General features: G+C 47.1%; 11 protein-coding genes and 1 pseudogene. 4 read left to right on the forward strand and 8 right to left on the reverse strand.

All coding sequences use genetic code 11. The annotated features are described in order from the left end of the window. The first annotated feature begins 51 nt into the window (after positions 1-51). The 3 genes from HNR65_RS17415 to HNR65_RS17425 are packed head-to-tail and all read left to right on the forward strand — an operon-like array spanning position 52 to position 3974. On the forward strand, positions 52-2307 hold the full coding sequence (locus tag HNR65_RS17415; protein ID WP_181552809.1) for a hypothetical protein: 2256 nt from the start codon (positions 52-54) through the stop codon (positions 2305-2307). Between the two features lie 29 nt (positions 2308-2336). Further along, positions 2337-2690, forward strand: coding sequence for a hypothetical protein (locus HNR65_RS17420; protein ID WP_181552810.1), 354 nt, complete (start codon positions 2337-2339; stop codon positions 2688-2690). Positions 2691-2744: 54 nt separating this feature from the next. Then, on the forward strand, positions 2745-3974 hold the full coding sequence (locus HNR65_RS17425; protein WP_181552811.1) for a hypothetical protein: 1230 nt from the start codon (positions 2745-2747) through the stop codon (positions 3972-3974). A gap of 155 nt (positions 3975-4129) precedes the next feature. On the opposite strand, the pseudogene HNR65_RS17430 reads toward HNR65_RS17425, so the two are convergent. The 4 genes and pseudogenes from HNR65_RS17430 to HNR65_RS17445 form a co-directional block, all read right to left on the reverse strand. Continuing rightward, positions 4130-4428, reverse strand: a pseudogene (locus HNR65_RS17430) (ATP-binding protein); the annotation flags it as partial. A gap of 545 nt (positions 4429-4973) precedes the next feature. Continuing rightward, entirely contained in the window at positions 4974-5414 is a 441-nt protein-coding gene (locus tag HNR65_RS17435; protein WP_181552812.1) for a transposase, read from the reverse strand. Positions 5415-5493: 79 nt separating this feature from the next. Beyond that, positions 5494-6093: a hypothetical protein gene (locus HNR65_RS17440; RefSeq protein ID WP_181552813.1), complete on the reverse strand. Its 600-nt coding sequence runs from the start codon at positions 6091-6093 to the stop codon at positions 5494-5496. Between the two features lie 264 nt (positions 6094-6357). Further along, positions 6358-7884: a Fic family protein gene (locus tag HNR65_RS17445; RefSeq protein ID WP_181552814.1), complete on the reverse strand. Its 1527-nt coding sequence runs from the start codon at positions 7882-7884 to the stop codon at positions 6358-6360. A gap of 361 nt (positions 7885-8245) precedes the next feature. Between HNR65_RS17445 and HNR65_RS17450 the strand changes: the two genes are divergently transcribed. Beyond that, positions 8246-8962, forward strand: coding sequence for a hypothetical protein (locus tag HNR65_RS17450; RefSeq protein WP_181552815.1), 717 nt, complete (start codon positions 8246-8248; stop codon positions 8960-8962). On the opposite strand, the gene HNR65_RS17455 is transcribed toward HNR65_RS17450, so the two are convergent. From HNR65_RS17455 to HNR65_RS17470, 4 genes are all read right to left on the reverse strand, one after another. Continuing rightward, positions 8959-11241, reverse strand: coding sequence for a DUF2075 domain-containing protein (locus HNR65_RS17455; RefSeq protein WP_220128443.1), 2283 nt, complete (start codon positions 11239-11241; stop codon positions 8959-8961). The genes HNR65_RS17450 and HNR65_RS17455 overlap by 4 nt on opposite strands. Before the next feature lie 168 nt (positions 11242-11409). Beyond that, positions 11410-11751 (reverse strand): nucleotide pyrophosphohydrolase, encoded by a 342-nt coding sequence (locus HNR65_RS17460; protein WP_181552817.1) that lies wholly within the window; start codon positions 11749-11751, stop codon positions 11410-11412. Between the two features lie 206 nt (positions 11752-11957). Then, a complete protein-coding gene (locus tag HNR65_RS17465) occupies positions 11958-12641 on the reverse strand; it encodes a DUF6946 family protein (protein WP_181552818.1) in 684 nt (227 codons plus the stop codon). Between the two features lie 886 nt (positions 12642-13527). Further along, the coding region (locus HNR65_RS17470) for a Vps53-like N-terminal domain-containing protein (protein WP_181552819.1) at positions 13528-14161 on the reverse strand (634 nt) is incomplete at its 5' end.

Raw genomic sequence — 14161 nt, forward strand, 5'->3', positions numbered from 1 at the left:
TGATTGCAACTGTTGGCAAGTAAAATGGAAACTCAGCGAGAAAGAGATACTATGAAAAAGTTAAGTTTTTTATTCATTCTAGTATTGGCTATTTACATAATCCTTCCTTCCCCTTTTGCCTTCGGCTGGGCTGTAGACAATCATGCAGATATTTCCGAAGAAGCTGCCAGGCATTCTGTCCTGGGAGAAGGATATGGAGATTTTGTAAAAACCGGCGTCGGGCTGAGAAATGGTCTGGACGAAAACCTTGAACACAATAATAAGGAAGAAAAGAGTGTTATCAACTGGCTCAAGCATGGCGCCAAAAACGAGGATGCTAAATGCGGAGAAGATTCTGATGTGTCTTGTCAGTATTATTGGGGTCGATTTAATCACCATTTTCACAATCCCCTAAAAATTTGGGACAATGCCGGATTAAGTGATTTCTGGATAGGTGACTCGTCTTTGCTCTGGGCCCAGGAGGACAGTCAAACATGGTCCTGGAATAATATCCGCGATTTTTATTATGAGGCACTGACCTCGACGGAGTTGGGATGGAAAGAGAGAAGGTCGGGGTTGGCAGATGTTTTTATGGGGATAGGGCACCAATTGCACCTGGTCCAGGATAAAGCAGTGCCTTGCCATGCTCGAAATGATTCGCATTCCGAAGAGACATTTGTGCCTGATTTCATCCAGCGGTTGGGAGGTGGTTTGTATTTTGAATCATGGGCTGCAGATAAAAATAACAGGAATTTAGTAAAAAATCTTGCCAAGAACCAGATCAAACCTGCCCTGGACCTTCAGGATAAAATCGAAGAGAAGCTGCCGGTTGCCAAATTTATAGACACAAACACATATGACGGCACAAACCCTTCGGCGAGTCTTTCCATAGGACTTTCTGAATTCACGAATCCCAATTTTTTCAGCAGTGACACGATCTTTACGGAAGAATACGACCAGGACCACAAGCATTACTTTCCCTACCCCAGGAAATCGGATACAAATATTCAGGATTTCATTGATGAGCTTCCGGGCATCAAGATACTGACCGATAGCGGGGATACTGAATTCGTGATAAGCATGAAATCCGACAGAATGGAAATTGAGCATTTTGTTCAGCCGACTTACCATACGCGGGCCCTTACCGGAAATTATCCAATTTATTGGAAAACATTTTATCTGAGCGAAAAATGCCATGAAGATTATGCTGAAAAACTTGTGCCCCGGGCTTCAGGATATTCCGCCGAACTTATAAACTATTTTTTCCGGGGCTCAATAGATATTTCCCTGCCCGAGTCCGGAGTATATGCAATGCTTGACTCCGACGTTGACCGTTCAGACTATGACAGTGCAGAAAACGTTTTTGACAGCATTATGTTAAGGGCGAAAAACACCTCTTTATTTGACGAGGAGTTAAGTGACGGGAAAATATTGCTGGTTATCGAGTACCGCACAGTGCTTGAATATCCCTTTCAAAGCTTTTATGATCTTTGGATAGATTCGGGATATCTCCCCGAATATTCGGAATACCATTATACTGTAGTGGAAAGTGGAAGGCGCAGTATTCCGGATTCCCTGGTGGAGATAGAATTTGATCTGAATCATGATCCCATACCCTTAAATGCAGTGGATCTGTCGTTATATCTTGTTTACAGAGGAGAACTCGGAGCCGAGGAAAACGGCGTGGCCGTGGGATACAAAAACCTAAGCGAGCCCACCCCGTTTGCTGTATACAACACCTGCGATCAGATATGCATCAATGAAGAGTGGTATGAAGCAGGCAGTGATGAGGCGGTTGATATCGTTGATGAAAACGGGGACGGATTCGCCAATCCTTATTACTGCGATGAAAATGATATATGCTATGAGGCAGAGCACGATGTGTATCAACATGGAGCCGAAGAAATCTGCATAGCATTTCACCCCACGGATATTCCCCGTGCTGCGGACTGTGAAAGCACAAACGAAAAAAATGGAGAAATTTTTATAACTTCCCTTGAACCGGGAGAGCATTACCGCTTTTTTCTCCTGAGCGATGATGAGTACGGATTTACCGTGAACAAAGCCAATTATGTTGTTCCAGAAAATCATTGTCCGCCCGGCTTCCCTTATCCTGATTACGGCTGGACACATGAAAAGTTTACAGGCGGCACTTATACAGGACCCGGAACAATACACGGCACCTCAACGGAAGGAAATAATGTTCTGCCGCTCTTCCACGAAGTATACAATACTGAAAGCACAATGGCGTATTGGTTGTTTAACAGTGAATATCCGCCGGATGCCAGTGATGAGGGGGAATGCAGGTGTGAATTTGGAAACCTGTGATATTGAATCAAAAAAGCAGGAGGATGGACATGTTAAAAAAAACTGCTGTTGTTATAATAATTTTAACGATGGCCTGGGGCTCGGTCGCTTGTGCCGGGGAATGGAGACCGGTGGAAATCGATCTATCCAATGATATGGTTATCCTGGAACACGAGGAGACCGGGGAGCAGAAAACCGCATACAAGGGAGATAAAATCAACAGAAGCACCATAAAGGAAATAAAAGAGAACTCGGTTATACTCGAAGGGACGGCGCAACGTGACGGCCGGGAGATCACGATATCTACGGAGATCCGTGTAAAGGGGAAAGGAGCCCATTTTTCCTCCGCACCGGAAAGCCCGCCGCAGTCCTCACATAAACCGGAACAGCAGTCATCGGATTAAAGTATTTCCCGCGGATTCAAATCTGGGAAAAGTAAAATGAAGAAACAAAAGATTATGTATAGACTTTTAGCAGCGGCTGTACTTTTATGGGCTCTGATACCCCTGCCCGGAAATGCAGGTGAAGAGTCGGGAATCATAAGGCTCGCAACCGATCCCGGAGGAGCCCGGATTTTTGTTGACGGCACCCGGCACGCAACAACGCCTGACGAACCCGATGATACAACCGAACTGAGGCTTAATCCCGGAAAACACCAGATCGAGGCAAAACTGCCAAAAAAGCAAAGCCCGATTGGCCGTGCCTTTTACGGCAGGCGGGATATGAAGGTGAAACCGAAAAGCAATCTCAAATTCACCCTTGTTTTAAAAAGCCTTGCTGAGCCGGTCCGTACATTTGGCGATAATGAGGGTTTTGTCATCTCCGTGGCCTTCGGTCCCGAGGGGAAATATGCCCTGTCCGGTGCCTGCGAGCGCAGGAGGCAAAAAATCTGGGGCGGGTCAGTAAAACTAAGAAACCTTGAGACCGGCAAAACCGTTCGCACCTTTTCGGGCGACCAGGAGTGCGCACTCTGCGTGGCCTTCGGCCCCGAGGGCAGGCTTGGTCTTTCAGGGTCGACGGGGGGAAGGCTCACCCTTTGGAATGTTGAGTCCGGCGGCTCTGTTTTAACCCTCACCGGCCACGAAGACGATGTTCGCTCCGTGGCTTTCAGCCCGGACGGAAGACGCGCCCTTTCAGGTTCGGATGATAACAGTGTGCGGCTGTGGGATTTAGAGACAGGCAGGGAAATACGCACATTTACAGGTCATGAAGACCGGGTGCGTTCCGTGGCTTTCAGCCCGGACGGAAAGAAGGCCGTCTCGGCGTCCTGGGATTCCACTGTCCGGCTCTGGGACGTGGAAACCGGTGAAACCATTCGCATATTTACAGGCCATGAATTCCAGGTTCACTCCGCAGCCTTTGGCCCTGACGGGCAGAAGGCCGCGTCCTGCTCCTCGGATAAGACAGTCAAAGTCTGGGACGTTGAAACAGGCAGAACCCTTCAAACCTTTTCGGGTCATGATGACTGGGTGCGCGCCGTGGCATTCAGTCCTAACGGAAAATACGTCCTTTCCGGGTCAGACGATAAAACCGCCAGGCTCTGGGACTTGACCACAGGTGAACTTGTGAGAAATTATACCGATCATGACGGCTGGGTGCTTTCCGCTGATATCAGCCCGGACAGCAAGCGTGGTTTTACAGGTTCGCGCGATAAAACCGTAAAGTTTTGGTTGCTGGAGATGCCTTAGGTTCTGTGAGGTATGTAAAAAGGCCTTTAATACCTATTCCGGTGAAGTCGGCCACCCATTCCGGATGATTCCGGCCACCTGTTCCGGTCCATGTCGGCCACTTTTTCGGAGCAAAGCGACGCTGTCTTTTTTTCTCACAAATTACCGGGATTAAGTCAACGCTGTTTTTTCTTCCGCATAGAGCCTCCTTTCAAATCGATTTTATAAGCATTGTGGACCATGCGATCGAGTATGGCATCGGCCATTGTCGGATCAGCAATGATTTCATGCCAGTGCGATACCGGCAGCTGACTGGTTATCACGGTTGACTGCAAGTCATAGCGGTCTTCTATTATCTCAAGAAAATCTCTCTGCTGCTCCTTGTTTAATTTTGACAGCCCCAGTCATCGAGAACCAAAAGGTTTGTTTTGGCCAATGTGGATAGCAGTTTGGCGTAGCGGCCATCTGAAGCTGCTCTTCAAAGGCCTTGCGCATACCGTAAAACTTCATCACCTGCAGTTTTTCTATAATCGGATGGGTCAACATGATAGATCCCCTTATTTTTTGCCTGTTCAAAATATCGTCCATGACCTATGCTATAAACGCCTTTGCCGGAGGATAGGGCAACGCTGGGGAGCGCCGAGCGCCGGCATCGGCGACCGAAGTATGGGGGCCGTACCCAAGTGTACGGCCCTTTTCTTCATACTTTGGTCTTTTATGCGTCAAACCCCGGGGGTTGGGGGCAGCGCCCCCAATTCAGATCAGATCCATACCTTTTACCGGAAGTAGTCTTGCCCTCGGATGTTAGCGTGCTCAATGCAGTGCCCGATGAGTCTTTATCCGGCAAAGGCTTTTGATCCAGGCCATTTTTCAGGATCGACTCAACGCTTTTGTAGCTGAGTCCGCCGATGGCGTTGGCTCGCTTGGCAGCTGCTACCAGACGCTCTTCCCCATAACTTTTGCCCAGTCGCAATATTCCCAGACAACTGCGGAAGCCCTGCTGGGGATGCATGTGGGATTTCATAACGTTTTGAACCAATTCAGCTGTGCAGGGCCGATCTGCCCCGCCCATCGCAGCAGGCGCTCAGGGCTCCATTGCAGGTATTTCTGATGGCGTTCAGGCATATGCTGCTTTAAAGTGGTATGCCGCCCGGGCCGGTCACTTCTTGGATGTGCGGCGATATTTTTGCTTTTATAGAAGCATTCCAGCGTGTTTGCCGTAAGCCGGACATCGATTTCTTTTTTGACCATCTGGTGGGGCACGCTGTAATAATGCCGATCGATTTCGATGTGATAGTCGATGTTGACCCAGGCTTTTTTCCACCAGGCAAATTCATAGCGATTTAGCGGCAGGGGTTTTATCTGCTGCCCCCGGAATTCCTCTTCCTTGCCGATGGCCATTATGTGTACGCCTTCGCAGATGCCTTCCTCCTTGTAGCGGTCAGGAGGGCAGGTCAGCATATCCCAGGGCTTTGACGAATTTGTGTTGTGCTTCGGAAGAGGAAATAAGCATCATAGGCACACATATCACATATTAGGTTTAGCTATTGAACTCGGGATAGTGCGTTTTTAGACATTCAGAGCATATGCCGTGGCTGAATTCCGCATCGGAGCGATCCCGGATATAGGATTCGATGGGATGCCAGATACCGTGATCGTCCCGGATTTTTTTACAGTGAGAGCATATGGGAAGAAACCCTTCGAGGCGCCTGACGTGGTCTTCACTTTCCTCGGCGCGGCTCCGCACCCTGTCAACGACCAGAACCACAAACCCAAGTGCTGCCAGAACATGAAACCCAACCAGAAATCCGAAGCCAGGATGAATCAGCGACGGGAACTGAAAGAAAAAGGGAAACAACAGAACATAGACCCCCCATGCAATCAGGCTCCACCCTGCCAGCCTTCGTCCTGCCGTCCTATGGGGGGGCATGAATTTCAGAATCATGCATCCGGCCCATACAAAAAGAACGGTCCGCAGGGCCATGATCAGAAAAAATGAAGCAAAGCTATAATGAGGCATCAGGAGCATCGCTCCGGCCCAGACAGAGGCGAATCCGGAAAGGGCATACATGTTCCGGCGATTGAACGTATTGCCGGTAAAGCGGTAGGCACCCCCGACCATGATGACGAATCCCATCATGTGAAAAATCTCGCCTGCTGTAAAAAACAACCATAGCCGGTCTGTTGCTGTTGCCGCCCAGCACAGAAATCCTGCACTGTTGAGGAAAAACCCCGTCCCCCAGTATTCCGGACCGACCACACCGCCGGCCGCTCGGCGCAGGAACAGGATCCCGAAGCCGATACAAAGGAACAGGGCGGAATACCCAAGAAAAATTTTATAAAGTGAAGCCAGAACCATTTTTGCCTGCATCAACCTGTATATGTGAATCTCGGTGACAGTATATCAATTATTTTTTCTCCTTTGCTCTCGGCCGTAACCATCTTTGACTGCTTGCTCCATTGCCGCGAGTTCTTCGTCGGTGAGGAAATCAAAGTGAGCGGATCTTTTTCTTTCAGAAAGACGCCCGTTGTTCTGAAGGCACAGTTGGATAAATAAATCAATCAGGCGGTCCGGCATGTCGATGATGTCCTGGATCGCCTTCCTGGTCTTGTCATAGCTGGCCAAAAAGCTGAGCTCTTCAACAATTTCTTCTTCGATGGTTTTGGTTACAAATTCATACAAGGCCTCTGCCTGCACAGTCATATCCATATACTGATACCAGCACGACGTATCGTTTTCCACGGTCATTTGCCCCATTTCATCCAGCCGATAGTCAATGAGCTGAAGTAAAGGCCGCGAAAAAGCCTCCAGAGAAGCATCGTAATCCGCCTGATTCCTCAGCATGACTGCCGAAACCGGGAACATGAGTCCACGCGGAACCATTCCCTGCAGCGAAAGGATGTTGTGTATCAGAAACCGATGAATCCGGCCGTTTCCATCTTCAAACGGGTGCAGGAATACAAAACCATAGGCAATCGCCGCTGCATGGATGAGCGGGGAAACTTTTCCCGCTTTCATCCGTTTGTGGGATTCAATCAGCCCGGACATCAGGCTTGGAAGGTCTTCCGGTTTTGGACAGATGAAGTGAATGATCTCCTTCTGGTAGGCGACGGCCTGTCCGACATAATTCTGACTGACCCGATAATTGCTGTCTTTGAATCGTGGGTCAACAATCTGGCTCTGAAGGTCTATCAGGTGTTTCTTCTCGCAGAAATCCTCTTTTTCGGCAAGCTCCAATGCTGCAATGAATTTTTCAGTCCGGGAGGCATTGGGCTTAATGTGCTCAATTCCAAAAGACGACTTTGTCTCTTTGTTATAGAGGTAGCTAAGCGCCCGGCGAAGTAGTTCCGGTGGATAGGCAGTCACAATATCCTCGCATTTTTTTATCAGATCAGCCGAATTCAGTCTGGAAAGCTTTTCTGTTCTTCTGATAATCGGGCAAAAAAATCCCGGGCCAAGGAGGTTGTTGACTATGCGGTGGCGCTGCGATCTCTCGCCGTTCCGGACGGTGAAATATTGTCCGGCGTCCAATGCCTCTACATAATTGCCGGAAGTAATGTCACCGATGGGCAGCCGGTTGCCGGTCAGAAACTCATAGAAAAACCAGATCCTTCTGGCGTACTTTCCGGTCGGCTTGGATTTAATGTATTCCACGAGTGCCTCCCGGGGAACATGTTCGAAGATGCGGGCCAGCAATCCCAGGTTGACACCGTCATATTTCAGCGCAAACTCAAGATGGGCACCGTATTTTTCCCCGGGCCAGTATCGAATCGGGTATATATCTTCAATTGCACTGTCGTAAACTTTCGACTTGTGAGTTCCGGCAGATGATACAAACGAGGTATGCCAGTGGGGCATACCGGTCAGCCCCAAATTTTCAAGCAGGTAGGCGTATCCTGCCGGACGGTATCCCAAAATGTTTATTCCCATGAGAACCTTCGTAAAACTGTTATTTTTTTTGAAAAATAATTAAAATTAAGACAATTGTCAATAAAATAAATATAAATAAGCTTTTGTTTAGTAAAATAGTTAAAAATCAGTAAAAGGCAATTTATAAATAACCTTCGGCGGGTAAAATGGTTACGATTCCGGCAAAATAATTATAAAAGGCGTATTGCTGGTAAAATTATGAAAAACCGCCGATGATTTGCCTAATCCGGAAACACAATACCGAATTCTGTAAAATTCTGTATTGTGTCCAGATTTCCGTGAAAAGGAATCCGTCGAAAGCCTTCGCGAGCAGCTCGAAGCGATATGGCAGCGCCTTTATGCTAAGGGCGGGGACCGGGAGATGCTGCTTTCGCAGAGCCTGCTTTCGCCGGCGATCTGCTACCTGGTCAACCCGGACTTTGAAAAAACGGTCGAAAAAGGCTTTCAGGCGGTCAAGCTACCTATCCGAAACCCTGCGGGCGGATTATGGCTTGCCGGGCACTGCTTAAATGAATGTTGGAACGCCCCGCTTGAGCGCTTTTTGGAAAGGAAATCATGCAGCCCGCCGGTTTTGCCCATTGGGGATTACCTGTCAGCCTTTATGTCCGCCTTCAGTCTGTTCCCGGTGTTGACTGGAAAAGGGCTGAAGGTCTTCCCGGCTCTTGCCGGAGACAGCCTTGACAGCAATTTCCTGTACTTTGCCGTAGGCCGTATCCATCTGTTTCGACAGGGTGTCGATGTGTTTTTGCTGGTCGGCCACCAGTTTTTCAAGGGAATCGATTTTGGTTTGAAGCACATTCTTTTCTCCCTCGAATTCTTTTTTCAGCAATTGCTCATTCTTTTTGGCCTCATTTTCAAGCCGCTCTGTTGTTTCGGCAATCGCCCGGTCCACCTGTTTTTTTTAGTTCCTCCGGGAATTGGTCAACTTTCTGCTGCAGTTCATCCATGTGTTTTTCCCGTTCCGCAACCGCGGCTTCACGCTCCTGAATCACTTTTTCACGCTCCGCGGTGTCTTTGTCAAACGTCTCCTGCCGCGTTTATTAAATATAAAAATATAAAGGGCGTTCCACACGTCTAAAAAGAAAGAACAAATTCGCCGAGAATTTCAAGACGGCCTATGCTATCACCGGCTATTTCAATATCCGCATATCCGGGTGTGCGGGTTTCCGGCTGGAGCAAAACTTTTCGTTGCTCACGCAAAACCGATTCATCAGGCCAATACCGCCTGATAGCATAGCACCCGCTTCCATCCGTATTATAAATATCCGGATGATAGGCCAGAACAATTTCCCCAGCGCATTTTTCAGCCATCGTTTTTTTGAACAAACACCAGGCACCATCTGCAATCCGTTTATTCATTGACTCCCCAACCATCCGCACGACGAAAAAATCCGGCCCGCATGTAATATATTCCGGCAGCCAAACCCAATCATAACTTTCATCAGCTGCTGTTAGTTCGACCGGCGGAAACGAATTGCTAAAATCGAATACTGGAACTGCATTCACGAAAGGAATCACATCGCTTTTGGCAGCGACTTTCAAAGGCAATCCGGGATATTTTCCCCATGAAGGAGAATCCTCGGCCGCTTTATTGCCCCAAACCGCTTCCGCAGGTTCATGAAACACGGCTTTTCCCTGCGGCAAAAGGCTTTTGAAATATTCATTGGTTTCAGGATCGGTACAGAAAACATAGCATCCCTTCTGTCCCCTGGTCAGCAAGGTCCTGTATGTATTTTTGATGATTCTTTCCGCACGCCTGGCGGCTAACTCGGGATTTTCCTTTAGCAGTTTTTTGTAGCCTTTCAACGAAGCGTCGGTTCTTGCCCGTTTTTCGGGCACTGTAATCAACTTGCCGTCCCGGCAGATCAAATCCGGCCCGATGATTACGCCGATATAATCCAGTTCCAAGCCCTGGCAGGTATGAATACAGCCGGCTTCGCTTACGGACTCCGGCTTAAGGATCCACAAGTTCCCGTCATCTGCCAGGTTCCATTTCATCATAAAATTGTGCTCGTCAATTTTGATATCATATTGGCCAGGCCCGGAATTCTTTTTGGTAATCCAATCCCAGCAGTATCCGGCCACGATCCTTGCTTTGTTATTGTATTGGTTTTTCCGGTAGATCAGATCCCTTAAGTCATTGGGGGAATCCAGCACCCGGAAATCGTAGTTGAAGCTCTCCAAAGAGTCCACCGGCGTCTCTTCGATCTGCAGCGCGTTATCGACCCAGGCCAGATAACCGTCCGAACCGTTACAGCGGAATTGTGAAGTAAGCTCCATTTCCTGAACCTTTACACCCAAGCGGTTCGCCCGGGAAACAATCTCTTCCCTGTCCCCGATATCTTTAAAAGTAACCTGCTGTTTCTCATCGATAAAGAAGACACTGAATTTCGATGCCTGGATGATTTCCTGGATCTGGTTTTCACCCTGGTTCTGGAAAAACCCGGATTTTTCATTTAACCGATGCGCCTCATCGACAACCAAAACGTCAAAGACATTTTCATCGCAGGATGTGTAAGCACCCGAACTTTTGAACATGTTGCTGATGTGGCTTTTTTTAAACGACCCTGTCAGCTTGCTTTCATAAACGGCCCTTGGTGCGGCATTTTTGGTCACATACTGGACCACCATTTTTCTTCTGGTCAACTCGACCAGGAGATTGACTGCAATTACTGATTTTCCTGTGCCGGGCCCGCCGTTTACGATCAATACATGTTTGCTGTTCTCTTCTGATTGCTTCGCCAGGAATAAAACCGTCTCATAAACGACTTTCTGATCGTCAATCATCAGAAATTCACGGCTGCCGTTGAGTAAAGAAACGAGCTGATCTGCCAGGTTTTTGGATGGGCTGATTTTTCCGTTTTCAATACGGTACATGATTTTATCGGCATCACCGTATTTGATAAAACTTCTTATAAAGTCAGACAGCTTTCGGGTGTCCTGCTTCAAAAAAGAAGGCGCCCTGGAGGTGTGTTCATTGTAAAAGGAATGGTTGATAACATCGTTGGACACGCAGTTGTGAAGGTAGGCGCAGGAACGGAGCTGAATCTTTTCTTTTCTGACCGTCTCGTTAAAATCGTAAAGCAGCGCTGAATATGTCCATGCCTGGTAGGAGGGGTGCTCGACCTCGCATTGCCCTCTTTGAAGATACGTCCGGACAACCGCATCTTTTTCGGTTCTGCTGACTTTGGACCATTGCTTCAACTCCACGATAATGGCCATATCTCTTTGGTACTGGTCCTTGCCCGTCAGAATAAAATCAATCCGCTTGGAAGACTGGGGTATCCGGTATTCAATGGCAACGCCGGTATCATTTGGAATTTTTGTCAAATCCAGGACGTTGTGCATATACTGCATGGAATTTCTCCATGACCGGATCTCGCTCTGACTGGTTGTATTGCCCGTTCTTTCCTGGTAAACGGTTAATATTTTCTCTTCGATTCGATTGGATAAAACATCTTTCCTGAACTCTCTTTTGGTCGCAGAATAAATCAGCATATACGGTTTCCCGCCTTGTGGCTGACATCATTCATATTCATTGTATTTTCTCGAGCTGCCCCGCACCTTTTCTGCCGGATACTTGGCTTCATTGACAGAAATTTTTTCCTCCGCAGCCGCTACCGGATCAACCCCGAGCTCATCGGCCAGCCGGACAAGATAGACCATAACATCCCCGATTTCCTGCCGGACCTTTTTACGGGTTTCTACATCCAGGTTTCTGCTTCGGTCTTGCGTGAGCCACTGGAAATGCTCCATGAGCTCTGCAACTTCCACGTTCAAGGCCATGACAAGATTTTTTGGCGAATGAAACTGCTCCCAGTCCCGGGCCTTTGCAAACTCTCTTAATTTTTGCTTCAAGGATTCCATTGATTATTACCGCTATTCCGAATTTCGGGGTCTTATTCATAAAATCGGCTTTTTTTGCCTTTCATTTTTTCAAAATCGTATTCTTTTCTCATTTGAACACCTTGTAACAGACTTTTTGTTCCTTTGCCGTTGCCTTTCGGGCTGAGATGATACGAATTTATCAATAAAATGAAAATGTTTTACGTATTTACTTCAATCCATTGCCATCAGCTTTGTAAAAACATGGGATTGCCAACAACCCAAACCATAAACAGCGGAATACTGGAATCAGCATTCAGGCGCTGCATGATCCCAGGCTTTGCTTCGGCTCCAAATAGCCGGGTAAACGCTTGGTAGTCCGCCCAGCCGGAAAATTCCGGGCTGAAGGAGTGAACCAACAGTATCGCTGCCACAGCGCGATACTGTTCACCGGTTATAATGGCTGAGGCAGCCCGGTGCAATAACTGATACCGGGTTGTGCCGGGAAGCTGTTCTGTGAGGCCAAGTTTGCGCAAAAGAAAGCCAAGCCGCTTTTTCTTGCCGGGGGATGCTGCATAAGTCCATTCATCAAGAGTGGGGCCGAAAGATTCATTGACCTTGCCCTCAACCATAATCGATACAGGCCCCGCGGTAGAGCGCGCCAATACGAAGATGTCGTTTTGTGAAGCACGCTCTCCGCCTGGAAGAGGCACCTTGAACTCAGGTACTGCAAGAATCGGAACAAGATCAGCTATCAATGGATCGCTGCACTGCTTGAATGGCGCTGCGATCTCAGGCGGAAACCCCTCTGATGCCTCCCAGCAATAAGCCAGAGTCCGGGCAGAATAACCAGATCGCCACTGCTTCACTGGATCTGCGAGCAACTTCTGCCAATCCTGCGGTCCTGATGTAAATGCGAGTATGCGACTCATCGCTCTGCTCCGTAAAGGCCCAACTGTTTGGGGCTATTTTTTCCTGGCAGCCATGATCTATGTCGAGGCTTAATCTCATGCCGCGGATGTAGAAACAAACAAAACGACCGGGCAGTATTCCCCAGCGCGGAATGTTCTGATATGCTATATTTGCTTGGGCATGTAATGCCGCTTTGCTCTTGCCATGACTGAAATGCCGTTTTTACAGAAAAAAAGTGAAATATAGGACCAAAAACAAGCTTTAATTTTTATATATTTATTATGATTTAACAAGTTATTCTGGCCCGACCCCAGTTGCGCAATTGCTTTTCTTCTACCCTTACATTTTTTGTTTTTCTTTACAAAAGGGGCATTCAGCATTTTCCCTAAAAATATATTGCCCACATCTTTTACAATTTTGAGTCATATTTTCCAGTGTTGTATTATAATGAATGCTGTATTGATATTTGTAATCGTTTAGAAGATAGTCGAGGCAATGTTTATGCATTCTTTCGAGTTCATCATGACTATAGGATCTATCTTCAGTTTCCTTTTTCTTTCCGTTATTACAGATGGGGCAGCGGGCCTGATAATTACCCTCGCCCCTGCATTTCTTGTAAAAAAGCTGTCCTGATTGCCACGAATGATGTGAAAGCGCATTTACTAGGTCACTCTCTGGTATCTTTGCCTTGCACCATGAGCATTTTGATCTGAACAATCTCCATTTCGATAAGAATCCCATTTTTCATCTCACGAGAACCGCAAACATTGAGCACGAGACATTTTAAATAAAAGCAAAAAAAGATTTTTTTCTGAGACAACCTATTGTTATTGTCTGTATACTGAAGGAACTGCAGGAATCTCCCCGTCGCAGCATGTTATCCTCCTTAACCGCTATCGGCGCCAATCAGCCGCGCGGCTTTTTTGCGTCGGCTGAATTAGCATTGATACTTGTTGTTGATTTAAAGTATTGATTAAACCTGTCCAAAATTTCTTGAGATAAACTTTCTATATTTTCTATGCCTTCAGAAGACTTGTATTGCCAAAAATGTTGTTCGAGCTTAAATGCCAGATTATTATCAATCTCCAGAACTTCTCGAAAAACTGAGTGGTCGCAACAAACTGGATCAATTTTAACCAATGAACTCCCTCCTGATAAAAGCGTTCTTATGTCTTTTAGAGAGGTTATGGAAAAATCCAATCCGGTTGGACCAGCTATAGCAGAAATATTTTCTAAGTGCCTATTTATTGATTTCAATTCGCCCGCTAAGCTTTTTATGCTTTCTTCTATCTTTTTCCCATGTTTATATATTTCCGATTCTTGGATTTCAGTGTGCAAATAATCATTGAAATCAACGTAGAATACATCAGAATATTTATTTCCAATTTGAGGATGAAAATAAGTAACGGTAACTTCAAATTCAGTGGGTATTTTTTCATTAGAAAAAAGGGTCATCCGGTAGATGCCGGGATAGACTGAAATTCCCAGATAGTTGATCGAAGACTCAAGCACATCGGTCGGACCGGCGGCGGCCCGAGAA

This window comes from Desulfosalsimonas propionicica (genome assembly GCF_013761005.1).
Lineage (GTDB): Bacteria > Desulfobacterota > Desulfobacteria > Desulfobacterales > Desulfosalsimonadaceae > Desulfosalsimonas > Desulfosalsimonas propionicica.